The organism is Symbiopectobacterium purcellii (assembly GCF_019797845.1).
GTDB lineage: Bacteria > Pseudomonadota > Gammaproteobacteria > Enterobacterales > Enterobacteriaceae > Symbiopectobacterium > Symbiopectobacterium purcellii.
On the sequence record NZ_CP081864.1, the window covers coordinates 4908132 to 4934105 of the forward strand.

General features: G+C 51.5%; 24 protein-coding genes and 4 pseudogenes. 21 read left to right on the top strand and 7 right to left on the bottom strand.

Features of this window, described 5'->3' with window-relative positions; genetic code table 11:
* The first annotated feature begins 2 nt into the window (after positions 1–2).
* The 8 genes and pseudogenes from K6K13_RS22820 (at position 3) to K6K13_RS22855 (ending at position 7493) form a co-directional block, all read left to right on the top strand.
* A complete protein-coding gene (locus tag K6K13_RS22820; RefSeq protein WP_222158972.1) occupies positions 3–425 on the top strand; it encodes an acyl-CoA thioesterase in 423 nt (140 codons plus the stop codon).
* Entirely contained in the window at positions 422–1027 is a 606-nt protein-coding gene (locus K6K13_RS22825; RefSeq protein WP_222158973.1) for a LolA family protein, read from the top strand. The genes K6K13_RS22820 and K6K13_RS22825 overlap by 4 nt, the downstream gene beginning before the upstream one ends.
* The gene (locus K6K13_RS22830; protein WP_222158974.1) at positions 999–3320 is read left to right on the top strand and encodes an MMPL family transporter; all 2322 of its coding nucleotides are present in this window, start codon (positions 999–1001) and stop codon (positions 3318–3320) included. Before K6K13_RS22825 ends, K6K13_RS22830 begins: the two co-directional genes overlap by 29 nt.
* Entirely contained in the window at positions 3317–3892 is a 576-nt protein-coding gene (locus tag K6K13_RS22835) for a DUF3261 domain-containing protein (protein WP_222158975.1), read from the top strand. Before K6K13_RS22830 ends, K6K13_RS22835 begins: the two co-directional genes overlap by 4 nt.
* A gap of 1 nt (position 3893) precedes the next feature.
* Entirely contained in the window at positions 3894–5051 is a 1158-nt protein-coding gene (locus K6K13_RS22840) for a beta-ketoacyl-[acyl-carrier-protein] synthase family protein (protein WP_222158976.1), read from the top strand.
* Positions 5044–5535, top strand: coding sequence for a hotdog family protein (locus K6K13_RS22845; protein WP_222158977.1), 492 nt, complete (start codon positions 5044–5046; stop codon positions 5533–5535). The genes K6K13_RS22840 and K6K13_RS22845 overlap by 8 nt, the downstream gene beginning before the upstream one ends.
* Positions 5522–6254: pseudogene (locus K6K13_RS22850) on the top strand (3-ketoacyl-ACP reductase FabG2). The gene K6K13_RS22845 and the pseudogene K6K13_RS22850 overlap by 14 nt, the downstream one beginning before the upstream one ends.
* Positions 6251–7493, top strand: a pseudogene (locus K6K13_RS22855) (beta-ketoacyl-ACP synthase). Before K6K13_RS22850 ends, K6K13_RS22855 begins: the two co-directional pseudogenes overlap by 4 nt.
* 95 nt (positions 7494–7588) lie before the next feature.
* On the opposite strand, the gene K6K13_RS22860 reads toward K6K13_RS22855, so the two are convergent.
* On the bottom strand, positions 7589–8200 hold the full coding sequence (locus K6K13_RS22860; RefSeq protein WP_222158978.1) for a LysE family translocator: 612 nt from the start codon (positions 8198–8200) through the stop codon (positions 7589–7591).
* Between the two features lie 67 nt (positions 8201–8267).
* Here K6K13_RS22860 and K6K13_RS22865 point away from each other — a divergent pair, with 67 nt between their 5' ends.
* The 6 genes from K6K13_RS22865 to phoU all read left to right on the top strand — a co-directional run bounded on the left by K6K13_RS22865 (position 8268) and on the right by phoU (position 13981).
* Entirely contained in the window at positions 8268–9197 is a 930-nt protein-coding gene (locus tag K6K13_RS22865; protein WP_222158979.1) for a LysR family transcriptional regulator, read from the top strand.
* A gap of 194 nt (positions 9198–9391) precedes the next feature.
* On the top strand, positions 9392–10435 hold the full coding sequence (gene pstS, locus K6K13_RS22870) for a phosphate ABC transporter substrate-binding protein PstS (RefSeq protein ID WP_222158980.1): 1044 nt from the start codon (positions 9392–9394) through the stop codon (positions 10433–10435).
* A gap of 122 nt (positions 10436–10557) precedes the next feature.
* On the top strand, positions 10558–11517 hold the full coding sequence (gene pstC / locus K6K13_RS22875) for a phosphate ABC transporter permease PstC (RefSeq protein WP_222158981.1): 960 nt from the start codon (positions 10558–10560) through the stop codon (positions 11515–11517).
* Positions 11517–12404, top strand: coding sequence for a phosphate ABC transporter permease PstA (pstA, locus tag K6K13_RS22880; protein ID WP_222158982.1), 888 nt, complete (start codon positions 11517–11519; stop codon positions 12402–12404). Before pstC ends, pstA begins: the two co-directional genes overlap by 1 nt.
* A gap of 51 nt (positions 12405–12455) precedes the next feature.
* Positions 12456–13232 (top strand): phosphate ABC transporter ATP-binding protein PstB, encoded by a 777-nt coding sequence (gene pstB / locus K6K13_RS22885; protein ID WP_222158983.1) that lies wholly within the window; start codon positions 12456–12458, stop codon positions 13230–13232.
* A gap of 14 nt (positions 13233–13246) precedes the next feature.
* Entirely contained in the window at positions 13247–13981 is a 735-nt protein-coding gene (phoU, locus tag K6K13_RS22890) for a phosphate signaling complex protein PhoU (protein ID WP_195313242.1), read from the top strand.
* 75 nt (positions 13982–14056) lie between these two features.
* On the opposite strand, the gene K6K13_RS22895 is transcribed toward phoU, so the two are convergent.
* From K6K13_RS22895 to K6K13_RS22905, 3 genes are read right to left on the bottom strand one after another with little or no spacing between them, the layout of a single operon-like run.
* On the bottom strand, positions 14057–14329 hold the full coding sequence (locus K6K13_RS22895) for a PDZ domain-containing protein (RefSeq protein WP_222158984.1): 273 nt from the start codon (positions 14327–14329) through the stop codon (positions 14057–14059).
* Complete coding sequence (locus K6K13_RS22900) at positions 14289–15035, bottom strand: pepsin/retropepsin-like aspartic protease family protein (RefSeq protein ID WP_222161233.1); 747 nt, start codon at positions 15033–15035, stop codon at positions 14289–14291. The genes K6K13_RS22895 and K6K13_RS22900 overlap by 41 nt, the downstream gene beginning before the upstream one ends.
* Before the next feature lie 5 nt (positions 15036–15040).
* Positions 15041–15280, bottom strand: coding sequence for a pepsin/retropepsin-like aspartic protease family protein (locus tag K6K13_RS22905; protein WP_222158985.1), 240 nt, complete (start codon positions 15278–15280; stop codon positions 15041–15043).
* A gap of 440 nt (positions 15281–15720) precedes the next feature.
* Between K6K13_RS22905 and K6K13_RS22910 the strand changes: the two genes are divergently transcribed.
* The 3 genes from K6K13_RS22910 to K6K13_RS22920 all read left to right on the top strand — a co-directional run bounded on the left by K6K13_RS22910 (position 15721) and on the right by K6K13_RS22920 (position 18182).
* Positions 15721–16560, top strand: coding sequence for an ABC transporter substrate-binding protein (locus tag K6K13_RS22910; protein ID WP_222158986.1), 840 nt, complete (start codon positions 15721–15723; stop codon positions 16558–16560).
* A 130-nt stretch (positions 16561–16690) separates the two neighbouring features.
* Positions 16691–17443, top strand: coding sequence for an amino acid ABC transporter permease (locus K6K13_RS22915; protein WP_222158987.1), 753 nt, complete (start codon positions 16691–16693; stop codon positions 17441–17443).
* Between the two features lies 1 nt (position 17444).
* Entirely contained in the window at positions 17445–18182 is a 738-nt protein-coding gene (locus K6K13_RS22920) for an amino acid ABC transporter permease (RefSeq protein ID WP_222158988.1), read from the top strand.
* Between the two features lie 15 nt (positions 18183–18197).
* Here K6K13_RS22920 and yieH read toward each other — a convergent pair whose 3' ends face one another.
* On the bottom strand, positions 18198–18863 hold the full coding sequence (gene yieH / locus K6K13_RS22925) for a 6-phosphogluconate phosphatase (protein ID WP_222158989.1): 666 nt from the start codon (positions 18861–18863) through the stop codon (positions 18198–18200).
* Between the two features lie 320 nt (positions 18864–19183).
* Here yieH and K6K13_RS22930 point away from each other — a divergent pair, with 320 nt between their 5' ends.
* Positions 19184–20521, top strand: a complete 1338-nt coding sequence (locus tag K6K13_RS22930; RefSeq protein ID WP_222158990.1) for an NCS2 family permease — start codon at positions 19184–19186, stop codon at positions 20519–20521.
* Positions 20522–20572: 51 nt separating this feature from the next.
* On the opposite strand, the gene K6K13_RS22935 is transcribed toward K6K13_RS22930, so the two are convergent.
* Complete coding sequence (locus K6K13_RS22935; RefSeq protein ID WP_222158991.1) at positions 20573–21307, bottom strand: 4'-phosphopantetheinyl transferase family protein; 735 nt, start codon at positions 21305–21307, stop codon at positions 20573–20575.
* A gap of 296 nt (positions 21308–21603) precedes the next feature.
* Positions 21604–23604 (bottom strand): annotated as a pseudogene (gene aegA, locus K6K13_RS22940) (formate-dependent uric acid utilization protein AegA); the annotation flags it as partial.
* A 644-nt stretch (positions 23605–24248) separates the two neighbouring features.
* Between aegA and K6K13_RS22945 the strand changes: the two are divergent.
* The 3 genes and pseudogenes from K6K13_RS22945 (at position 24249) to K6K13_RS22955 (ending at position 25953) form a co-directional block, all read left to right on the top strand.
* Positions 24249–24920: pseudogene (locus tag K6K13_RS22945) on the top strand (CsgG/HfaB family protein).
* A 20-nt stretch (positions 24921–24940) separates the two neighbouring features.
* The gene (locus K6K13_RS22950; protein ID WP_222158993.1) at positions 24941–25300 is read left to right on the top strand and encodes a DUF4810 domain-containing protein; all 360 of its coding nucleotides are present in this window, start codon (positions 24941–24943) and stop codon (positions 25298–25300) included.
* Positions 25297–25953: a DUF799 domain-containing protein gene (locus tag K6K13_RS22955; protein ID WP_222158994.1), complete on the top strand. Its 657-nt coding sequence runs from the start codon at positions 25297–25299 to the stop codon at positions 25951–25953. The genes K6K13_RS22950 and K6K13_RS22955 overlap by 4 nt, the downstream gene beginning before the upstream one ends.
* Positions 25954–25974: the final 21 nt, after the last annotated feature.

The window sequence follows — 25974 nt, forward strand, 5'->3', positions numbered from 1 at the left end:
GGGTGTTAAAGGATTCCCGCTTAAGCCATGAAGTCACGCTGACGGTGTCATTCCATGATTGCGATCCTATGGGTGTTGTCTGGCATGGTAACTACTTCCGTTTCTTTGAAGTTGCGCGTGAAGCGCTACTGAGCAAATTTAACTATGGCTACCGCGAAATGCTGGCATCGGGTTATGTCTGGCCGGTTGTGGATACGCGCGTTAAATATCGCGCGGCCTTAACCTACGAGCAGCATATTCGCGTGCGGGCCACCATTGAAGAATTTGAGAACCGGTTGCGTATTGCTTACCAGATCTTTGACGCCGAGAGTGGCCAGCGGACGACCACCGGCTATACCACCCAGGTTGCGGTACAAGAAGGTCAACGCGAGCTCAGTTTTGTTTCTCCCTCTATTCTGTTCGAACGCCTTGGAGTCACGCCGTGATAAAAATCCTGATTGCTGGTTTCGTGTTGCTCACGGGCAGTGTGCAAGCGGTGACACTTGATGAACTACAGCTGCGCTTCAGTCAGGAGCCTGTGGTGCGTGCTGATTTTACTCAACAGCGTCAGATAAAAGGAATGGTTAAGCCACTCACATCCAATGGCCAGATGCTGATCGCTCAGGATAAAGGGCTGTGGTGGCATCAGGTAGCACCTTTCCCTTTGACGATGGTTCTGGATGAAACACGAATGGTTCAAGTGATGAACGGCCAAGCGCCACAGATCGTCACGGCAGAAACCAATCCACAGATGTTTCAGTTTAATCATCTGTTGCGCGCCTTGTTTCAAGCGGATCGCCAGGTGCTAGAACAAAATTTTACCGTGGCTTTTACTTCACTTCCTGAGGAACAGTGGCGATTGGTGCTGATACCGAAAACCTCCCCGCTGGATAAGCTGTTTAACGATATTACGTTGCGTGGCGGTACGTTTCTTGATGGCATTGAACTCAACGATCGCCAGGGCGACGTAACGCGTATAACCCTGAGTAATCAGCGCCTCACTCCCAGGACGTTAAGTGATGATGAAAAGCAGCGTTTCGTTTTCTGATTGGGTCCGGCGTGCCGCGTTGTTCTGGGTAGCATGTTGTGCAGTGTTACTGCTAGCAGCGGTATTGTTGTTGCCCAAGGCTCAGATCAACAGCAGCGTACTGTCGCTGCTACCGAAGCAAGCCATGGGGGATATTCCCACCGCATTGCAGCAAGGGTTTCTCGAACGACTCGATCGTCAAATGGTCTGGATGGTGACATCCGGTCATCAGCCAGATCCTGCCGTCGCTGATTGGTGGTTCAGACAATTGCAGGCGATGCCTGAATTACAACAAGTAAATGGCCCGATAGATGCTGATACACAACAGCAGTGGGGACGTTTTGTCTACGATCATCGCAACGGTTTAGTTGATACCGCGACCCGTGCGCGTTTGGCCAACGGCGGTAGCGCTCAAGCTGATTGGGTGTTGGCTCAACTCTACTCTGCTTTTGCCGGGGTGAGTGGCAATGAATTGAACCATGATCCGCTGATGTTGGTGCGTGGTTCGCAGTTAGCCATGCAGCAAAATGCCAGCCAGTTAGGGTTGTCACAAGGCTGGCTTGTCACCAAAGATAGCGAGGGCAGAACCTGGTATTTTTTGCACGGCGAGTTGAGTGGCAACTCGTTTGATATGTCCGCGCATCAAGCCGTCGTTGAAAAATTAGATGTCCTAAAGGCTTCATTGAAAACGACGTTTCCTGATGCGGATGTGTTGACGCGTGGCACGGTATTGTTCAGCCATTATGCCAGCCAGCAGGCAAGGCAAGATGTATCAACCCTCGGTACCGCAACCCTGGTGGGGGTGCTGTTATTAATTTTCGCTGTTTTTCGCTCTGTGCGCCCACTTCTGCTCTGCGCGCTTTCTGTTGGGATTGGTGCGCTCACCGGCACGATTGTTACGCTGATGGTGTTCGGTGAGTTGTATCTGATGACGCTGATAATGAGTATCAGCATTGTTGGGATCTCCGCCGACTACACCCTCTATTACCTAACGGAACGGCTGGTACATGGCGCCCATGTTTCCGCGATGGAGAGCCTGAAAAAGGTGTTGCCAGCGCTGTTGTTGGCGCTTTTTACCACCATGATCGCCTACCTTATCATGGCATTGGCTCCCTTCCCCGGTTTGCAGCAGTTAGCGGTGTTTGCAACGAGTGGGCTGGCGGCTTCCTGCATGACTGTCGTGTGTTGGTATCCTTTCTTCGTCAAGCGATTACAGGTCAGACCGGCGCCTGCAATGGTATTAATGGGGCGCTGGCTAGCGGCCTGGCGTCGGCAACCAGCGGTAAGCATTGGCATTCCGGTCGCTGTATTGCTGTTCTCAGTGGTTGGACTGGTTCGATTAGATATCAATGATGATATTTCACAGCTGCAAGCGTTGCCGCAGGAACTGCTGATGCAAGAACGGCAAGTAACCACGTTAACCGGACAACGTGCCGATCAGACATGGTTTGTGGTTTACGGTGATGATCCGCAGACCACATTGCAAAGAGTTGAAAAACTTGCACCCGCGTTAAGTGATGCGCAGCGTCATGGGTGGTTAGAGCACTACCGCGTGCTACCGCTGCTTTCTTTAGCCCAGCAGCAGAAAGACCTTCAGTTGATTACGGCTGCGGCACCTGCCGTGCTTGCGCGTCTTGGTGACGCAGGAGTGGTTGTTGAACCGCCAATGGTAACCGCTACGCCTGTAACGCCGGAAGACTGGTTGCAAAGCCCGGTGAGCGAGGGGTGGCGTTTGCTCTGGTTGACGCTCCCTTCAGGAAAAAGTGGCGTCTTGGTTCCCGTGAGTGGTGTCAAAGATAGCCAGGCATTAGCGCATTTGGCGCAAACATTGCCTGGTGTGAGCTGGATTGATCGCAAGAGCACTTTTGATGCGCTGTTCGGTTTTTATCGCGTGATGCTGGGGTGGTTATTGGCGGCTTCTGTGGGCGTTATTGCCTTAAGTTTTATGCTACGTCTGGGGTGGCGTCGTGGACTGAAGAGCGCGATACCCTCTGTGCTTTCTCTTGGCTCTGGGCTTGCGGTCTTGGCGCTCAGTGGGCATTCGCTGAATTTGTTTTCGTTGATGGCGCTGATACTGGTGTTGGGAATTGGTATCAACTATACGCTGTTTTTCAGTAATCCACGCGGGACGCCGATGACGTCATTGCTGGCCGTTACGCTGGCGATGAGTGTGGCTCTGCTCACCCTGGGTATGCTGGTGTTTAGTCAAACCCAAGCCATTAGCAATTTTGGCATTGTGCTATGCAGCGGCGTGTTTACCGCATTTTTGTTGTCACCATTGGCATTGCCGGACGCAAAAGGGAAGAGAAAATGAGGATGTTTCAACGTGGCTTGTCCCTGGTTTACGCATTGCTGCTTTGTGCGTGTGCCAATCAACAGCCTGAAGCGGGGCGCCCACAAGCGTGGCTTAAACCGGGCGTGAAAGTGACATTGCCTGCACCAGCCATCACCCCCGCCTTTAATGAACAACAGCTATTGACCGGAACCTTTAAGGGCCAGCAGCAATCTTTATTGGTCATGATCAATGGGGATGAACAGCAACTGACACTGGTTGGGCTCTCTTCTATTGGTATTCGTCTTTTTCTCGTTACTTATGACTCACGTGGTATTCATACCGAACAATCCATTGTATTACCGCAGTTACCGCCCGCCAGTCAGGTGTTAGCGGATATTATGCTGAGCCACTGGCCTGTAACACAGTGGCGATCACTGTTACCACCGGGGTGGGAACTGCGCGACCTGGGTGATAAACGGCAATTGACTGACAATAACGGCAAGCTGATCACTGAAATTCGTTACATGAATCGTAATCAGCAGCGTGTGCCGATCAGCGTTCAGCAATTTGTCTTTGGTTACCACATTACTATTCAACACCTGGATGGCTGACATGATTTACATTAATGCCGTCGCTGCCCTCAATGCCTTGGGTAACGATCTGAACAGTATTGCGGCCAGCCTGTCTGCTAATGTGAAAACGGCACTACGCCCCGATCGCGGATGGTTGCTGCACGATAAGCCTTGCTGGACGGGAAAGGTGGACGGTGATCTGCCTGCTGTTCCTGCGGCATTGGCTGCACATGATAGCCGTAATAATCGCTTACTGATGGCGGCGTTAGCGCAAATTCGCCCCGCTGTTGATGAGGCTATTGCCGCTTTCGGTTCAGATCGCGTGGCAGTGATCCTTGGCACCAGTACTTCTGGCCTGGATGAGGCCGATCGCTTTGTTAGCCAACACACGACCAGCTATCGTTATGTACAACAAGAATTGGGCGATCCTTCCCGTTTTCTTGCCGCCTATTTGCAGTTAAAAGGGCCGGCCTACACGATTTCTACCGCGTGCTCCTCGAGTGCCCGAGCGTTGATCAGTGGGATGCGACTGATTGATGCGGGGGTAGTGGATGCCGCGATTGTCGGTGGTGCTGATACCTTAAGTCGGATGCCACTCAACGGATTTGATGGCCTGGAATCTCTGTCGCCGGACTGTTGCCAACCGTTCAGTGCACTGCGTAACGGTATTTCAATTGGTGAAGCTGCGGGGTTGATGCTGATTAGCACACGTCAAGACAGCGTGGCCATTCTGGGCATTGGGGAGTCTTCCGATGCCTATCATATGTCAGCTCCTCATCCTGAAGGTGACGGTGCGCGGCGGGCTATCACCATGGCGTTGTCTCAGGCTGGGTTACAGCCTGATAATATTGGTTATATCAACCTGCATGGCACCGCTACACGCCTGAACGATGACATTGAGTCTGGCGTCGTGCACGCCCTGTTTGGTAATCGGGTTCCTTGTAGCTCTACCAAGCATTTGTGTGGGCATACTCTGGGAGCCGCAGGCATTACCGAAGCGGTAATTTGTTGGTTGTTACTAACTCAGGATATACCGCTACCCGCACAGGATTTTTCGCAAAATGCATGGGATGAACAGCTGCCAGATTGCGGTTTGTTGCGGGAGCCTGCGAGATTGGCGCGTCCGGTAATCATGTCTAACTCTTTTGCCTTTGGCGGTAACAATACGAGCCTGATATTGGGGAAAGTAGATGTGTGATTATTTACCCGTTGCGAGTTATCTCCCCCATGACGCGCCTATGGTGCTGCTGGATAACGTACTTCATGTTGATGAAGAACGGGCTCATTGCCAGGTAACGATTTCCAATGACGGGGTACTTGCGCCGTTTCTCAATGAACAAGGTGCGTTGCCAGCGTGGTTTGGCATCGAAATCATTGCCCAGACGATCGGGGTATGGTCTGGTTGGCATCGACGCAAACAGGCTGAGAGGAAAGACAAACCGGAACTCGGTATGCTGTTGGGCGGTCGGGGATATCGTTGCCAGCACGCACAATTCCCCTCACAGGCTCGGCTGGATGTGTTTATCAACCTATTGATACGTGATGAAAAAATTGGCAGTTTTGACGGAGAAATCCTCATCAATGGCAAGCGGGTTGCTTCGGGCCGATTAAATACCTACCAACCCGACAGTATTGAATTGCAGCAACTGACTCAGCAGGGAAAGCAAAATGAACAAGCGTAGCGTATTGGTGACCGGTGCCAGCAAGGGGATAGGGCGCGCCATTGCGTTACGTCTGGCGGCGGATGGATTTTGTGTTGTGGTGCATTATCACAGCGATAAACAGGGTGCAGAAGAAACGTTAGGTCTTATTACCGCGAGCCAAGGTAGTGGAAGAACGATTGGGTTTGATATCAGCGATCGTCAAGTCTGCCGCTCCCGGCTTGAGCTGGATATTGAACAACACTGTGCTTATTACGGCGTAGTGAGCAATGCTGGCATTACTCGCGACGGTGCTTTCCCGGCCTTAGATGACGATGCGTGGGACAGTGTGATTCACACCAATCTCGATAGTTTCTACAACGTTATTCATCCCTGTGTTATGCCGATGATTGGGCTACGGCAGGGGGGGCATCATTACACTGTCTTCCGTTTCCGGGATCATGGGGAACCGTGGACAGGTTAACTACAGTGCTGCGAAAGCAGGCATTATTGGTGCGACCAAGGCATTAGCGATTGAACTGGCCAAGCGCAAAATCACAGTAAATTGCATCGCCCCAGGATTGATTGATACCGGCATGATTCAAATGGAACCGGTGGTTGTGGATGAGGCGCTGAAGATGATCCCAATGAAGCGCATGGGACAGGCCGATGAAGTGGCAGGACTGGCAAGTTATCTTATGTCTGACATAGCGGGTTATGTCACGCGCCAGGTGATTTCGATAAACGGAGGTATGTTGTGATAAACCGAGTGGTTGTTACGGGAATGGGGGGGAGTGACCGCATTTGGTGAGTCATGGCAACAGGTTTCTGAAGGGTTGCGTTCGGGGCACAATGCCATTCGCAAAATGCCGGAATGGCAAGTCTATGATGGTCTACACACTCAATTGGGTTCACCCATTGATAATTTTACCTTGCCCGAGCATTACACGCGTAAACGTATTCGCGCCATGGGCCGGGTATCAATGATGGCAACGCGAGCCAGCGAGTTAGCGCTTGAACAGGCGGGGTTGATTGGGCACCCGGTGCTGACGAATGGAGAAACCGGTATTGCCTATGGTTCTTCTACGGGAAGTACTGGGCCGGTGAGTGAGTTTGCCACCATGCTGACGGAGAAGCATACCAATAACATCACCGGGACGACGTATGTGCAAATGATGCCCCATACTACGGCGGTTAATGCGGGTCTGTTCTTTGGCCTGCGTGTGCGTGTTATTCCCACGTCAAGCGCATGTACGTCTGGTAGCCAGGCAATCGGCTATGCGTGGGAGGCCATTCGTCATGGCTACCAAACCGTGATGGTGGCGGGCGGGGCGGAGGAGCTGTGTCCATCGGAAGCTGCAGTCTTTGATACGCTGTTTGCCACCAGCCAAAAAAATAATAATCCAGAGTTGACGCCAGCACCGTTCGATAGTGGGCGTGACGGGTTGGTCATTGGTGAAGGTGCCGGAACATTGGTGTTGGAAGAATTGGAACATGCATTAGCACGCGGTGCGACTATCTACGCCGAATTAGTGGGGTTTTATACCAACTGTGATGCGGCACATATTACTCAGCCACAGCGTGAAACCATGCAGATATGCATTGAAGGCGCATTGCGTTGTGCTAACTTGCTACCCAGTGACATTGGTTATATTAGCGCACACGGAACGGCTACCGATCGGGGAGACGTTGCCGAAAGTCAGGCTACAGCAGCCGTTTTCGGCAACACCACACCGATCTCGTCACTTAAAAGCTATTTCGGACATACTTTAGGTGCCTGTGGCGCGTTGGAAGCCTGGATGAGTATTGAGATGATGCGCGAAGGTTGGTTTGCTCCAACGCTGAATTTGTCTCAACCCGCAGAAGATTGTGGCGATCTCGATTACATCATGGGTGAACCTCGACATATCGACACCGATTATATTCAATCTAACAACTTTGCCTTTGGCGGCATTAATACCTCGTTGATATTCAAGCGCTGGGTGTCATCATCAACCTGATATAGATAATAATCATCTCGATATCAAAGCGCTAATAGGGGGAGCCGTTATTGTTGTTCCCCTCGTGATGTATAAAAAAGAGAACGTGTTGGTGGTTACCTGCGCGCTAAAGCCAACAACACCCCTAATCCCACCAAGACGCCGCCAAAGGTTCTGTCGATCCAATGACGCACGTCGAGCAGCCGTTCACGGATTGCACCTGAAGAGAAGAACAGGGCGACCAGACAAAACCATGAGATGTGCGCTACGGAGATAAAAATACCGTAACCGATTTGCACCGCCAACGGTGTCTGTCGGCTTACTACCTGCATAAACAGGCTGATGATGAATATTGTTGTTTTCGGGTTTAATACATTGGTGAGAAAGCCGGTGCGTAGCGCTATCCCATCGGAAACCGAGGCGATACCGGTATCGGGCTGAGCGCTGGTGGGGTTGGCACGTAACATTTTCACGCCGAGCCAAATGAGGTATGCCGCGCCAATCAGTTTGATCATGTTAAACAGCCAAAGCGATTGCTGAATGATAAAGCCAATGCCTATAAGGGTGTAGCTCACATGGACCAGAATGCCGCCACCGATCCCGATAGCCGTTAAGATTCCCGCGCGGCGCGACAGCATCAGGCTATTGCGTGTCACCATGGCAAAATCAGGCCCCGGGCTAATAACGGCAAACAGTGTTATTGTGAATACAGCGAGATACTCGACCATAGATAACCTTTTTTAACATTAAATTATATATCAACATGCTATGCAAACGATGTAGGGATAACTAACGATGATTTCTGACAGCAATGGTGAGCTAGACTCACCATTAGCGCTAAATCAAACCCGCCTTCCTTCACTGATAGCCTTGCGCTGCTTTGAGGCCGCTGCACGGTTTGAGAACTTCACGCGTGCTGCCGAAGCGTTACATCTTACGCACGGTGCAATTAGTCGTGCGGTGCGTATGCTGGAGGATGATTTAGGGGTCGCGCTGTTTGAACGGCGCAGTCGCCGCGTTTTTCTGACGCAAGCAGGCCGTACGCTGGCGCAGGCGGTAAATGAAGTGTTGGCGGTCATGCAGCGCGCCACCAGTGAACTGCGTGCCAGCGCGCGTCAGCAACGGCGCTGGGTGGTGTCATGTGAACCCACTCTGCTGATGCGTTGGCTCATTCCCCGTTGGCCAGCGTTTCAGGCAAAATATCCGGATCGGGATATTCATCTGGTTGCTGGCGGAGGGGCTTTTTCATTTAATTCTGGCATTGATTTGGCCATTCGGCGCGATGATTTCCCGTTACCTGACGGTTACCATGCAGAATACCTGTTCAGTGAAAAAGTCGGGCCGGTTTGCCGGCCTGATAACGTGACTGACTGGTTTTCTCCCGCGGAAAACGGATTGTCATTGCGAACCGTTGCGCCACGTTTACACAGCCGCACGCGTTTAAGTGCCTGGCAAACATGGAGTGTGGTCACGCAACACCCACTGCATGACAATAGCGGACAAACCTTCGAGCATTTTTATTTCAGCTTACAGGCTGCCGTTGCCGGATTAGGGGTCGCCATTGGGCCGTGGCAATTGGTCAGAGATGATATCGCCAGTGGGGTTCTGGCCGCACCGCTGGGATTTGTCGAGGAGGGCTCCTGTTACTGTCTGCTATCGCCCTCCCCATTATTTCCTGATACTTTTCAGGCAGATTTATTGGCCTGGTTGCGTGCTATGGCCTGAATCAACGCCGCGCGCGTTCAGGTAAAATGCCGCGTTTAATGCAATTGCTCGTGAACAAACTTTGTATGTCATAAAACTGTCACATTAAATACATTTTACTGTCATGTAATTGTCCTATTTTTCCTCCTGCGAACTACACTCTGATCAATAAAGAATCTGGGTCGACACCTTTAAAAAATCCCACAGGAGGGATTATGAAACTGATGCGTACCACGATTGCCGGTCTCGTTATGGCAACCTTCTCCCTGACGGCGGTCAACGCCTCAGCTGCCGTTAACCTTACCGGTGCAGGTGCTACGTTCCCAGCGCCGGTCTACGCCAAGTGGGCAGACTCTTACCAGAAAGAAACGGGCAATAAAGTTAACTATCAAGGTATTGGTTCTTCTGGCGGCGTTAAGCAGATTCAAGCAAAAACCGTTGATTTCGGTGCATCTGATGCACCACTGGCTGATGAAAAGCTGGCTGAAGATGGCCTGTTCCAGTTCCCTACCGTAATCGGTGGTGTGGTATTGGCGGTAAACGTCCCGGGTATTAAATCTGGCGAACTGACGCTGGATGGTAAAACGTTGGGTGATATCTACCTGGGTAAAATCAAAAAATGGAATGATGCGGCCATTACTAAACTGAACCCGGGCGTTAAACTGCCGGATCAGGATATCGCCGTCGTTCGTCGCGCTGATGGTTCCGGTACCTCTTTCGTGTTCACCAGCTATCTGGCGAAAGTGAACGCTGAATGGAAAGAGAAAATTGGTGCTGGTTCTACGGTTAACTGGCCGACCGGTCTGGGCGGTAAAGGTAACGACGGTATTGCCGCATTCGTTCAGCGTCTGCCAGGCTCAATCGGTTATGTTGAATACGCTTATGCCAAGCAGAATAACCTGGCTTACACCAAGCTGATTTCTGCCGACGGTAAAGCCGTTCAACCGACAGGCCAATCATTCAGTAACGCGGCCAAGGGCATCGACTGGAGCAAATCTTTTGCTCAGGACCTGACCAACCAGCACGGTGCTGACGCATGGCCAATAACCTCTACTACCTTCATTCTGGTTCACCAGAAACAAGACAAACCAGAGCAGGGCGCTGAAGTGCTGAAGTTCTTTGACTGGGCGTTCAAGAAAGGCGGTGAGCAAGCGGTAGCGCTGGATTACGCTACGTTGCCAACCGAAGTGGTTGAGCAAATTCGTGCCGCATGGAAAACCAGTGTAAAAGACAGCAGCGGTAACGCGCTGTTTAAATAAGCATTGAAACGCTATGCAAGCCCTTGTGCGGTTAACAAGGCACTGACATAAGTTATGGCGGATGGGCGGGAAGCCCGTCCGCCTTTGCCTGTCAAATGATTAACACTGAAGAAGAGAGCCCTATGGCTGAGTATAAGCCAACCATGAAAGCCCCCGGAAAGCTGGGCGACGTCATCTTTAGCGCATTGGTGAGATTCTCCGCGCTGCTGACGCTGCTGCTGCTGGGTGGCATCATCGTATCGCTGATCGTGGCATCCTGGCCGAGCATTGAGAAGTTTGGCTTTGCGTTTCTGTGGACTAAAGAGTGGGACGCGCCTGCCGGGCAGTTTGGTGCGCTGGTGCCGATTTACGGTACCGTCGTGACCTCGCTGATTGCCCTGATCATCGCTATTCCTATCAGCTTCGGTATCGCCTTGTTTCTGACCGAACTGGCACCGAACTGGTTAAAACGCCCGCTGGGCGTTGCCATCGAATTATTGGCCGCCATTCCGAGTATCGTATACGGCATGTGGGGTCTGTTCATCTTCGCACCGTTGTTTGCCAAATACTTCCAGCAACCGGTCGGGAGTATCCTGTCCGGCATTCCTATTTTGGGCACACTATTTTCTGGCCCGGCGTTTGGTATCGGCATTCTGGCCGCTGGCGTGATTCTGGCTATCATGATCATTCCTTATATCGCTGCCGTAATGCGCGACGTGTTTGAGCAAACACCGGTAATGATGAAAGAGTCAGCCTACGGCATTGGTTGTACTACCTGGGAAGTGATTTGGCGCATTGTATTGCCTTACACCAAAAACGGGGTGATTGGCGGCGTCATGCTGGGGTTGGGGCGTGCGCTGGGTGAAACCATGGCAGTAACCTTTATTATCGGTAACACCTACCAGTTGGACAGCCTGTCGCTGTTTATGCCCGGCAACAGCATCACTTCCGCGCTGGCGAACGAATTTGCCGAAGCAGAATCTGGCCTGCACACGGCGGCATTGATGCAGCTTGGTCTTATTCTGTTTGTGATTACCTTTATCGTGCTGGCGCTGTCTAAGTTGATGATTATGCGTTTGGCAAAAAATGAGGGGGCACGCTAATGGCTGCGTTAGGAATGGAACAAGAAGCCACGCTGGCGCGTACCCGGCAGAAAATGCAGGCCTGGCGCCGCCAGAAGAACCGCATTGCGCTATGCCTCTCCATGACCACCATGGCGTTTGGCCTGTTCTGGCTGGTGTGGATCCTGTTCTCCACTGTGGTGAGAGGGATCGACGGCATGTCGCTGGCGCTGTTTACCGAAATGACGCCACCGCCCAATACCGCAGGCGGTGGGCTTGCCAACGCCATTGTTGGCAGCGGATTGCTGATTTTCTGGGCCACTGTATTGGGTACACCGCTCGGCATTATGGCGGGTATCTACCTGGCGGAATACGGTCGTAAATCCATTATTTCCGAAGTAATTCGCTTTATTAACGATATATTGTTGTCGGCACCTTCCATTGTGGTTGGCCTGTTTGTCTACTCGATTGTCGTGACCAAGATGCAGCACTTCTCGGGGTGGGCGGGGGTGATTGCGCTGGCGTTGTTGCAGGTGCCTATCGTGATTCGTACTACGGAGAACATGCTGAAACTGGTTCCCGATAGCCTGCGTGAAGCGGCCTATGCGCTGGGAACGCCGAAGTGGAAAATGATTTCGGCCATCACATTAAAAGCCTCTGTTTCCGGCATTATCACTGGCGTGCTGCTGGCAATCGCCCGCATCGCCGGGGAAACCGCACCGTTGCTGTTTACGTCGCTGTCCAACCAGTTCTGGAACACCGACATGATGCACCCGATCGCCAACCTGCCAGTGACTATCTTCAAATTCGCCATGAGCCCATTTATCGAGTGGCAACAGTTGGCGTGGGCGGGAGTGTTGCTGATTACGCTGTGCGTGCTGTTGTTGAACATTGTGGCGCGCATTCTGTTTGCGAATAAAAAATATTAATGGATTCAACGGCGTGTCGGACGACACGCCAGTTAAAAGAGAGAAGTCTTAATGAGTATTGCTACCGAGACATCCAACCACAAAATCCAGGTGCGCAATCTGAATTTCTATTACGGAAAATTCCATGCACTGAAAGACATTACGCTGGATATTGCCACCAATCAGGTGACTGCGTTTATCGGTCCGTCTGGCTGCGGTAAATCCACGCTGTTGCGTACGCTGAATAAAATGTATCAACTGTATCCGGAGCAGCGTGCGGAAGGGGATATTTTGCTGGATGGCAACAATATTCTTACCGACAAGCAGGATGTGGCACTGCTACGCGCCAAGGTAGGCATGGTGTTCCAGAAGCCAACCCCGTTCCCGATGTCGATTTATGACAATATTGCCTTTGGTGTGCGCTTGTTCGAAAAACTTTCCCGCGCTGATATGGATGAGCGCGTGCAGTGGGCTTTGACCAAAGCCGCATTGTGGCAGGAAACCAAAGATAAGCTGCACCAGAGCGGATACAGCCTCTCGGGGGGTCAGCAGCAGCGTTTGTGCATTGCGCGCGGTATCGCTATTCGTCCCGATGTGTTGCTGCTTGATGAACCCTGTTCGGCGCTGGACCCTATTTCTACGGGACGCATCGAAGAGCTGATTTCCGAATTGAAAAAAGATTATACCGTGGTGATCGTCACCCACAACATGCAACAGGCAGCACGCTGTTCGGATCATACGGCATTTATGTACCTGGGCGAACTGATCGAATTTAGCGATACAGATACCCTGTTTACCGCGCCCAAACAGAAACAGACCGAAGACTACATTACCGGTCGCTATGGTTGATTACAGGAAGCATCATGGACAATCTGAATCTGAACAAACACATTTCCGGGCAGTTCAACGCTGAGCTTGAGCACATTCGCACCCAGGTGATGACCATGGGCGGTTTGGTCGAGCAGCAACTGACGGATGCCATTACGGCAATGCATAACCGTGACGCGGAATTGGCCCAGCGCGTGATTGAAGGTGATGCCAAGGTGAACTTGATGGAGGTGACCATCGATGAAGCCTGCGTGCGTATCATCGCCAAGCGCCAGCCAACGGCGAGTGATTTGCGTCTGGTGATGGCAATCATCAAGACCATTTCTGAGCTGGAGCGTATTGGTGACGTTGCGGATAAAATCTGTCGCACTGCGTTGGAGAAATATTCGCATCAGCATCAGCCGTTGCTGGTTAGCCTGGAGTCATTGGGTCGCCATACGGTAGAAATGCTGCATGACGTACTGGACGCCTTTGCGCGCATGGATCTGGATGAAGCTATCCGTATTTATCGCGAAGACAAGAAGGTCGATAAAGAGTATGAAGGCATTGTGCGCCAACTGATGACGCACATGATGGAAGACTCACGCACCATTCCGAGCGTATTGACCGCGCTGTTTTGCGCCCGCTCAATCGAACGCATCGGCGACCGTTGCCAGAACATCTGCGAGTTTATTTTCTACTTCGTTAAAGGGCAGGATTTCCGCCATATCGGCGGTGATGCGTTGGAAAAACTGCTGGAAAAAGAGAAAAACGGGCCTGCACCTCAGTGATTTTTGCAGGCCACTACGCCCCTAACGGGGCGTAGTATGACGGGTATAGGCGGGGCAGACGTTAAGCGTATTATTTTACAGCACAATATCCATTACTTGATTTTCACGCTGAATAGTCAGCGCCAAGGTTCCTTTGGGCTCCTGAAGTAACAGTTTTCTCACCGTTTTTATTTTCTCTGGTGAATACGTGGTGTTGTTGATGGTTAATATCTTATCGCCATTTTTTAATCCATATTTCTGTATTTCTTCGTTATTGTTGTAAAATACTTCAATGCTTCCATCCAAATAGCGAATTGCAATGGAACGTTCATGTGGAATGCTGTTTTTTTTCAATAGAGTCAGCATCATAGCAAAACATCATACGTGAAGGGATAAACGTATAGCGTTTGAACCGAGACAAGAAATCCATCCCGACATGAAAATTCCCCTCCTGATTATCAGAGAACTCCATTTTATTCAATGGCAACCCATTAAATACAAAGTCCTGCAAAATATATTGGGTGCTTTTTGTTAAGCCACCCGCTTCAGCCGTCGGTTCATTGCTAGACAATAATTCAAGCGATAGCTTGTTCTCTTTGACATAATTGAGGAATTCATTGGAAACAAAACTGTGATCGGCACCGGTATCCATGCGAAATGCCACATCATTATTTTTATATTTAAACCAGAGTTGTGGCATTCGGTTATAACTGTCATCATAGCCAGTGCACGCTTGATAATCCGATGCGGAGGGGAGCGTGTCGGAAATAATCACCTTTTTCTTGTCATTATCGACTTTCCAATTGAACCGCCTAAAGGTATCAATGCCGATGATGCCGTCTATCTTTGTTCCCATCGATTGCGTCAGCAGTGACAAATCGAGTGAAACCCATATGTCGCTGTCATTGATCTCTTTTGTGCCAATGACGAAGGCGGTTGGTTTCAATAGAGAGAATTGATGTTCCTCTAAGCGTCCGGAAACCGTTGAGACATTTGAAAATTCCTGGCGATAATTCTTTGGGATTTCTGATGAGAGTAAGGGGCGAGTTATCGTGTTCGCTATTTTCTCATCAATAACGGTTACGCTGGCACCGGTATCAACGAGCTGGCACCGGTATCAACGAGAAAGTTTAATGTTTTGTTATTTATCACGACCGGAATGACAATGTCATCTTCGATACTCGTTTCGAGAACCGTCCCGTCTTTTTTATTATTTGGCGTTTCACGCTGGTTCTTTTCCAGATAATCACATCCGGTCACGCTTGATAAACAGAGTAATATTGATGCTATTTGGGTTGTTTTTTCATGGCTTAGAGGCATTTTTATTCCTATTTGCTGAATTTTTTTGAAAATTCTATTGTTATTGATTTAAACAACATATAAACAATGCTTTTGTTTAAAATAATTAGACCTATTCTTAAGTCTGGGGCGCCTTGATTGGACGGTATGTAATAGGGCAACGGAATTTTTTTACATGTTGAAAGCATAGTCGATTTCCAACTGCGGTGGTTACCTGAAAGAGGCTGACTGGTTCGGTGGTGCTTTCAGTGTGCAATACACGATCTAAACCCATGCCCCGGACGAATCGTCCGTTTTTGTCCCTCATCACCTGGGTTTTCTCTTTGCTCAAACGCCTTCTCCGAGTCTGAAACTCGGCTATGTGACATAAGATTATAATATTATCCATTTTTATTATTTCCTGATTGCCCCGCGGGCTGTTAGCGTGCTGGCTAACAAAACGTAGAAGGGTTATAAGGGAAATGGCGAAAAAACAATTTGTTACATTAACGTTATTGGCGGGTTTAATTTCTGTTTCCGGTATCGCTCAGGCGGACAAGCTGGATGATATTCAGAAAGCGGGCGTAGTAAAAATTGCGGTGTTTGACAGCAACCCGCCGTTTGGCTTTGTCGATCCGCAAACCAAAAAGCTGGTGGGCTATGACGTGGATATCGCGGAAGCTATCGGCAAAGCGCTGGGTGTGAAAGTCGAACTGCGTGCTACCAACCCGGCTAACCGTATTCCCTTGCTGACCTCGCAGAAAGTTGATTTGATCGCCGCCAATTTCACCATTACCGATGAGCGCGCCAAGCAGGTTAATTTCAGTATTCCTTACTTCGCTACCGGACAGAAATTTATCGCCCGTAAAGGCGTGCTGAAAACGCCAGAAGACATTAAAGCGCTGCGTATTGGTGCGGATAAAGGGACCGTGCAAGAGATCACGTTGCGTGAACATTACCCGACGGCAAAAGTGATCTCTTATGACGACACACCGCTTGCTTTCGCCGCCTTGCGCAATGGCAACGTACAGGCCATTACTCAGGATGATGCCAAGCTGGTTGGCTTACTGGCCAACGTGCCAGATGCGCAAAAAGCCGAGTTTGAGATCTCTCCGTTTAGCATCACTAAGGAATACCAAGGGGTGGGCGTGCCTAAGGGCGAAGATCGCCTGACACAAAAGGTGGATGAAACGCTGCTGCAACTGGAAAAAACCGGTGAAGCGAAACAGACCTACGATCGCTGGTTTGGACCGACAACAAAATCTGCTCAACCGCGTGGTGATTTCACCTTTGCGCCGTTGGATAAACAACCTAAAGCCTGATGCCATTCTTCGTCCACACGTGCCAACGTGAGGCTACAGGACGTTTCAGGTAACACTGCATTCTGCCCTCTGTCGACCAGAGGGCATTGTCGTTTCTGCAACAAAGCGTTTTTACTACCGCAAACAGGGTATGACATTGACTGAAAGCGTTGCTTCTTTTTTGGAAAACTGGCTGCTGGCACCTCGTTATCTGTCATGGTTGTGGCACGGTTTTTTGCTGACACTGTGGCTTTCACTGTGTGTGGTTGTGCTATCAACGTTGCTGGGAATGGTGCTTGCCGCGGCAAGAGACAATCAACGTAACCTCTTGCGCTGGCCGGTAATCGCTTACAGTGCTTTGTTTCGCAATACGCCGTTGCTGGTGCAGTTGTTCTTTTGGTATTTCGGTGCGGCGCAGTTGCTGCCGGGTGCACTGTTGCAATGGCTGAATTCACCCCACGATGTGACCATTGCCGGTCAGGTTTTAAGTTGGCCCTCTTTCGAGTTTCTTGCTGGATTGATTGGCCTGACGCTCTATTCTAGCGCGTTTATTGCCGAAGAGATTCGGGCAGGAATAGGCGGGGTCGCGCGTGGACAAAAACACGCATCGCTGGCATTGGGGCTGACGCCCTGGCAAGCCATGCGTTATGTCGTGCTGCCTCAGGCGCTGAAAATTGCTATGCCACCGCTGCTGGGGCAATACATGAATATCATCAAGAATTCCTCTTTAACGATGGCGATTGGCGTAGCTGAACTCTCTTACGCCTCACGTCAGGTAGAGACCGAAACCTTGCGCACCTTTCAGGCGTTCGGTGTAGCGACGGTGTTGTATATCGCTGTCATTGCGCTGATTGAGGGCTGGGGCATGTGGCGACAACAACGTCAATTGGCGCGAGGGCACTAACGTGGATTTTACGATTATCAGCGATAACCTCAGCTATCTGCTGTGGGGCACCTTTCCCGAGGGGCCGCTTGGTGGCGCAGCATTGACGCTCGTCATCAGCGCATTGGCCGGTATCGCTTCTGCGGTTTTGGGCACGGTACTGGGGGTGGCGCTGGCGATGTTTCGCGGCTGGCTGGGCGCGTTGTTGGCGCTGGTGCTGGGTTTTTTCCGTGCTATTCCAGTGATCATGCTGATTTTTTGGACTTACTTCCTGCTGCCCATCGTATTTGGTGTCGATATTCCTGAAATCACCACCGTGGTGTGTGCGCTGGCGTTTATTGGCGCGGCCTATCTGGCGCATGGCGTCAAGGCGGGGATTGTCGCTATCAGTCAGGGGCAGTGGCAGGCTGGGCTGTCGTTGGGTTTCAGTCGCTGGCGCGTACTCTGGTTTATCGTGCTGCCTCAGGCGCTACGCATGATGGTGCCATCGTTTATCAACCAGTGGATTTCCTTAATCAAGGATACGTCGCTGGCGTATATCGTGGGTGTGGGTGAATTGACGTTTCTGGCCACGCAGGTTAATAACCGCAGTATGGTCTACCCCACTGAGGTGTTCCTGTTTGTGGCGCTGGTTTACTTCATTATCTGTGTGGCATTGGAGCTGCTGGCGCATCGCGTCAGCCAGCGCTATGCGGTGCACGCTCGGGTTGATGCGCCAAAACGTCGGTTTTGGTGGCGCTGGCGGCCGCGCCCAGCGTAGCGCGGCCTGCTCCCGTCAGGCGGTGATGTTCCAGCCTTTTTCGCGCCACAGTTGCGGTAAGTTACCCATGTTGTGGAAGGTGGTGACCAGCGGGTGATCGATGGGCGGATTGTGCGGGTCGGCGCAGTAGTAGTACACCGGAATGCCCGCCGCGATACCCGCTTCCACGCCTGAAAACGAATCTTCCACTAGCAGGCAGTTCTCCAGATTGACCTGCATCTGCTGAGCGGCGTGATAAATAACGGCAGGATCGGGTTTCCATTTTTTCAAATCGTAACCGCTATACAGGCGATCGGCGAAATGCTCACGCAGCCCGGTTAATCCGAGCGAGTGGTGCATTTTGCTGACCGGACCGTTCGACACCACGCCCATTGGTACGGTAATTGCGGCAAGCAGTTCTGGAATGCCGTCAATAGGTTGCAGAGATTCTTCAAACAGCCGGGCGATCTCTGCACGGAAGTGTTTTTCCAGCGTTTCAGGCACCACCGTCAGGCCATGTTGTGCACTTACACGGTCGATAATGTCGTAGAGCTTGACGCCTTTGTAGGTCTTGATGACCTCTTCAAGCGACAACTGTAAGCCATACGGAATAAAAATATTCACATAGGCCTGGCAACAAATCACTTCGCTGTCGACCAGCGTGCCATCACAATCGAAAAAAACACAATCAATCGAAGACATGGGGTTCCTTATTGGTAACGCGTGTGGTTCACCCACTACTTTACCCCACGGCGTCAGTATTTTGACCTTACCGGGCGTAAACACGATAAAAGCCTGTTTTTCACCTGGTTTTCATCTTTTGTTCTGAAGGCGTAGAGATATGGCTCGTTCGCTGTTTTTCTCGCGTATTTGCAGGAAAAAGGGTACCTGATGCCGTTGAGGGCAACGGTTGCGATAACATCGGCTTATAGCAAGAAAAAAAACCGGCCAATGGCGTTAATCTCTGTACATTTTGTTATAGGATACCCACCGACCATAATTCCTTATCTGGAACGTTGATAATGAAAACATCACAACCTGAGCTTGCGGGAGAGCAAGGCTTATTGGAGCGCGTATTCAAACTGCGCCAACATGGCACTACGGCGCGTACGGAAACGATTGCTGGGTTCACGACCTTTCTTACCATGGTGTATATCGTTTTCGTAAACCCGCAGATTCTGGGTGTTGCGGGCATGGATACTCAAGCGGTATTTGTGACCACCTGTCTGATTGCCGCGTTTGGCAGTATTTTGATGGGACTGGTGGCTAACCTGCCGGTTGCATTGGCTCCCGCCATGGGGCTGAATGCTTTTTTTGCGTTCGTCGTCGTCGGCGCCATGGGGATTTCCTGGCAGGTCGCGATGGGGGCTATCTTTTGGGGCGCAGTCGGCTTTTTGATACTGACCCTGTTCCAAATTCGCTACTGGATGATCGCTAACATTCCGATCAGCTTGCGTTTAGGGATTGCCAGCGGTATCGGTTTGTTTATCGGCATGATGGGCCTGAAAAACGCCGGTATCATTGTTGCTAACCCGGAAACGCTGGTGACCATCGGCAATCTGACGTCTCATAGCGTTCTGCTGGGTGCGCTGGGGTTCTTTATCATTGCGGTACTGGCCTCACGTAACATTCACGCCGCTGTGCTGATTTCCATTGTGGTGACCACGTTTATTGGCCTGTTGCTGGGTGATGTGAAATTTTCTGGCGTGTTTTCTATGCCGCCAAGCGTCACGTCCGTGGTTGGTCAGGTCGATCTGGCGGGATCGCTGAATTTGGCGCTTTCCGGCGTGATTTTCTCCTTTATGTTGGTCAACCTGTTCGATTCCTCCGGCACCCTGATTGGTGTGACGGATAAAGCCGGGCTCGTCGACGCACGCGGTAAATTCCCGCGTATGAAGCAGGCGCTTTACGTTGATAGCATTAGCTCGGTGGCCGGTTCCTTTATCGGGACCTCCTCCGTGACCGCGTATATCGAAAGTTCTTCCGGTGTTTCAGTTGGTGGGCGCACTGGGCTGACGGCGGTTGTGGTTGGTCTTCTGTTCCTGCTGGTGATTTTCCTCTCTCCATTGGCCAGTATGGTGCCTGCTTATGCGGCGGCTGGCGCGCTGATTTATGTCGGGGTGTTGATGACCTCAAGCCTGGCGCGCGTGAAATGGGACGATCTTACCGAAGCGGTGCCTGCGTTTATTACTGCGGTAATGATGCCGTTTAGCTTCTCCATCACGGAAGGGATTGCCCTGGGCTTTATCTCCTATGTGGTGATGAAAGCAGCGACTGGACGCTGGCGTGAAATCAGCCCTTGTGTGGTGGTGGTTGCTGCGCTGTTCCTGCTGAAGTTTATCTTTATCGACGCGCATTAATTGCACGCGCAGCCAGTGATAAAAAGCCCCGCTTGCGGGGCTTTTTATCTGTCACGCTGAAGGGACTTTCTCTGTGACGTGGCTGGTGAGCTTGATGTAACTGCGCGATTGTCGTTGCTGCTGGATTATCTCACCGGTTTTATGCATCACGCCGTTCCCCTGATAACGCCAGGTCATTAAATGGTTTATGGTCGGCGTCCGCGCGCAGGCCCAAGCCAGATAGCCATCGATATCACTGATGGCTTCCAGTGAGGGGAAGTAGGTTGAGCGTAATCGACCGGAGGCAGGGTGCAGCCGCAGGTTATCGCCATGGCTAAGCTCAGGGTCCGATATTTTCGTGATGGCTTGTCGGAGGGTACAGAGCTGTGTGGCCGCCTCTAAGGGATCGCTTTGGGCGTTGATCCAGGCGGTTTCTGCTGGCGTTTTCGTCTGTGTATGGATCGATGCGACATGGGCGGGGCGCAGATGGACAATCTCGATATCAATCCCCACTTTCCCCTCTTCGCTAAGCAGTATTGCCAGCGTATTGCCCGCATAGGCCAGGCTGAAATCAGGAAGATAGGGATCGATGAAATGAGGCCATTCATCCGGTGAAAGCGTTATGGCAGGTAATACTGGATAGCCGAAAAAATAGAACATCATCTCAGCCAGCAGTGCTCGGCTCTTTAAGTAGCGCTCACGCCGCCAGGCAGGAAGCTCCTGCGCGGCGGCGATCAGTGCATCGGGCAAGCGTTGTAGATCGGGTAATGCCTCCGTGCCGGTCCACTTGACAAAATGGCAGGTCATGCTTCACTCCGTGATAGTCACCAGGGGGTGAGCACTCTCCGATTCACCCCGATAAAATATAAACCATATGCATATTAACAGACTATTATATGAACAAAAGTAAAAACACCCATAAGTTTGGGGGATGGGCGCGCCATGGCGCCATCGTATTTTACTTATAGCAGGCGAATATCCGCGTTATCTCGCGCCGCTTGTTGCTGCTTTTTGAAACTCCGTTGTTGCAGTTCACTGTTGCTTACCAGTGTCAGTGCCGAGGTCGGACACACCCGCACGCAGGAGGGGGATGCAGCAACATCGACGCAGAGATCGCACTTGTGCACCTCGCTTTTTGCCGCAGCGCCTTGCGACACCACCACCACGTCAATAGCACCGAAAGGACAGGCAATAACGCAACTTTTACAACCAATGCAACGAGATTGAATGACCTGAATGCTGTCGTGATGGCGCACCAGCGCATCATGAGGACACACGCTGGCGCAGGGGGCATTTTCGCATTGGCGGCACAATACCGGCACGCTCACCTGCGCACCTTTGATAACTTTCAGGCGCGGGAAGAAACGCGCTTTGTCGATGGTGGCATCAGCGCCGCCCGCATGGGCGACGGCACAGGCGATTTCACAGGTGCGGCAGCCAATACATTTACTGGCATCGGCCTCGCCCATCTCGGTTCTGACCAGGCTAATGCCGCAGACGTTGCCCTGCTCATCCAGACAAATCTTTTGCGGCTGGACGTTAAACATAAATTCCGCACCCTCTTCGCGCGAGTTTTTCACCTCTTTTTTCGATCCCGGCATGTTGGATTCATCGCGGCGATAGGCGCAGGTTACTGATGCCGCACCCTGACGCAATGAGGTCCGCAGGCAGTCCATCGCCGTGTCACCACCGCCAAGCACCACCACGCGCTTTCCTTCCATCGAAATATAGGGTTCTTCTTCCAGATCGGGTAAGCCCATGACCCGTTTGGTGTTGGCAATCAGGAACGGCAAGGCATCGTAAACGCCGGGCGCGTCCTCATTTTCCAGACCCGCTTTCATCGAACGGTACGTGCCGACGCCGAGGAACAGGGTTTCGTATTCCTCCATGATGTGCGACAGCGCGATATCTTTCCCGACTTCGGTATTGAGCTGGAAGTGAATGCCCATTTCGCTAAACAGGTGGCGGCGATGGGTCAGTACTTTTTTGTCCAGCTTGAAGGGTGGAATACCAAAGGTCAGCAGGCCACCAATCTCAGGGTGACGATCGAACACGGTAACCTCAACGCCGTTGCGTGCCAGTACGTCCGCACAGGCTAAACCCGCAGGCCCGGCACCGATAATCGCCGCGCGTTTACCCGTGGGGGTAACGCCGCTCATGTCTGGTTTCCAGCCCATCGCCATGGCGCTGTCCGTGATGTAACGCTCGATATTGCCGACGGTAACCGCACCGAACTCTTTACCCAGCGTGCAGGCACCTTCGCACAAGCGATCCTGCGGGCATACCCGACCGCAGATCTCCGGCAGGCTGCTGGTTTGGTGTGAAAGTTCTACCGCTTCCAGTATGCGGCCCTGCTTCGCCAGACTGATCCAGTGCGGGATACTGTTGTGCAGCGGGCAGGTCCATTCACAAATGGAATGGTTGCCACAGGAAAGGCAGCGGCTTGCCTGATCTTGCGTCTGCTCAGCGGAGAAGCCGTGGTAAATTTCGTCAAACGTGGTTTTGCGCAGTTCAATGGGCTTTTTCTTCGCCTCAACGCGCGGCCAGTTTTGGCGCTGTTTAAGTGGATTGACGCTTTTGGTCGGCATGATCGGCGTAGCACGCTGCCAGTGGGTGGCAGAGCGCTGCGCCATTGCCTGTTGCTTGGCTTTCCGCTTCGCCTCCAGCGTCTGTTCGCTCACCAGCGTGAGCGCTTGCGTCGGGCAGGCTGCCACGCACGCCTGGCCTTCGGGGCGGCCGATACACAGGTCGCATTTATGCGCCAGTGAGGCTGGGCTGGTGGGTTCTGCAACCATCGACATCGCGCCAAACGGGCAGGCAAGCACACAGGTTTTACAACCGATGCATTTATCTTTTAACAGTTGGATGCTGTTGTCTTTGCGCACCAACGCCTGAGTGGGGCACACGCTGGCGCAGGGCGCATCTTCACAATGGCGGCAGGTTACCGCTGAACGCAGTTCCGGCGTGTTGAAGGCCTTGATGCGGGGTAAAAACGCGTCCGCACTCGCAGGATACTGGTTGTCGTTGTGTGAAATGACACAGGCGATTTCACAGGCTTTACAGCCCATGCAATCTTGAGCGTTAGCAATAACAAAGCGATTCATAACCTCTCCCTGACACATCTAGCCGATAAAAAAGAACCCAGAGTGGTGACGACAAACGTCCCGCAGCGTGTTTGCCGCGTACATTTCCCGCGCCGGATGCGCAAAGATCATCGGCGAGGCGTTACTCTCTGATTGTTAACGTTCGATTTTTTGTCTGGTCACCCAGAAAGCGGTTTGGAAGGGGTTGGCACGGGTCTCGTACTTGCAGGAGAAAACACAAGAAAAAATACAACTTCCCCCCATTTACTGTCTTTCATCCTACTGGCTCCCTCTGTCTGTAATCTTGATGTAGGACATGTAAATAGAGGGTTAATGAGGGGAGACGCGTTGAAGGAAGTGAAAACAAAATAGTGTGTTGTCTCAGTGGGTTACGTTACGGTGTTTTACTTAAGGTAACCTTGATTATTCAGCATAATGTGCCAAAAAATGACGAAATAATAAACGATAACCTTGGTGTTGTTGGGGTTTTGGCGTTTTTTGTTATTAAAATTAAGAAAAACAGCTAGTGACAGGTCTTTACATTCATCATATTGTAATGGCGCGAATAAATTACATTTAACATAATGAATTTATTCGATATTTATGTAATTTCCACGGAAATGGTCTATCGAGATCACAAAAGAATATTGATAAGGGATTGGTCCATGAACAAAAAAATCATCCTGGGTTCTCTATTGGTATCCGCGGCATTATTAAGTGGATGTGCAACAGAGTCTTCACGCAGCGTAGAGACACCTAAAGTTACCTCCTACCAAACAGCCTATCAGGGCGTTCGCAGCCCAATATCTGTCGGAAAATTTGAAAACCGCTCGAACTACATGAACGGTATTTTCTCTGATGGCGTTGACCGCCTGGGAAATCAATCAAAAACCATTCTGGTGAGCCACCTTCAGCAGACCGGTCGCTTCAACGTGTTGGATCGTACCAACATGGAAGAGATCAAGGCCGAAGCGGGTATCAAAGGTCAGCAGCAGAAACTCAAAGGCGCGAGTTATGTCATCACCGGTGATGTGACCGAATTTGGGCGCAAAGAAGTAGGCGATCACCAATTGTGGGGCATTCTCGGCCGCGGAAAAACCCAGGTTGCCTACGCCAAAACCACGTTGAACGTGGTCAATGTGCAAACGTCAGAAGTGGTGTACTCGGTGCAAGGGGCGGGGTAATACACGCTCTCCAACCGTGAAATTATCGGCTTTGGCGGCACGGCAAGCTATGACTCCACCCTGAATGGCAAAGTGCTGGATCTTGCTATTCGTGAAGCAGTGAACAACCTGGTGTCAGGGATTGAGAGCGGCGCATGGCGCCCCAGCAACTAACAGCATAGGGATTGCTACGTATGTCTTATGGAAAAAAAGGCGCACTGCTGCTGGCGGCAGCGGTGTTGGCAGGTTGTGCCACAGAACCCAAAACGATTTACAGCTGGGATAATTATCAACCGACGCTGTATCAATATTATCAACAGGACAAAACCAGCCCTGAAGAACAGATCACCGCGCTGAATCTGGCGCTGGAAAAGGCCAAAGCGAAAAATAAACCGGTTCCGCCCGGCTTACACGCTCAGCTTGGCTTACTCTACGCCAATACCGGGCGGGGCACGGAAGCTCGTCAACAGTTCGAAACGGAAAAAGCGCAATTTCCAGAATCTGCGCCGTACATGGATTTTCTGTTGAGCAAAAATAAAGGAGTGGCCAAATGACGCGTTTGTTGGGATTTCTCGGACTGGCATTCGCTTTGGTCCTGACCGGTTGTGCCAAGCCGGCACCGTATGATTACACCGCGTTTAAGCAAAGTCGGCCGAAATCTATTCTGGTGCTGCCGCCGCTCAACCACTCCCCGGATATTAAAGCGGGTCCCAGCATGTTGACACAGGTGACCTATCCGCTGGCGGAAGCGGGATATTATGTGTTGCCGGTGGCGGTAGTGGATGAAACCTTCAAGCAAAACGGCATGACCACAGCGCAGGATATTCATGCTGTTAGCATCGATAAGCTGCGCCAGATTTTCGGGGCTGATGCTGCGCTTTATTTGGATGTTAAAGATTACGGCTCCAAGTACATGGTGCTTAGCAGCGAAACCCGTGTAACGGCGGAAGCAAAGCTGGTGGATTTGAAAACCGGCAAGCAGATTTGGAACGGCGTTGCCACGGCTTCCAGCAGCGAGCAGCAATCCAACTCCAATGGCGTCCTTGGTGCGCTGGTGCAGGCGGCGATAGAACAGATCGCCAGCACGGTGTCTGACAAAGGGCACGATATTGCGGGTATCACCAGCGTGCGCCTGCTCTCCGCGGGCACGCCGCGCGGTGTGCTGTATGGCCCACGTTCGCTGCAATATGGTAAAGATGGCCTGTAAGTGATTTTCTGCACGAGCGAT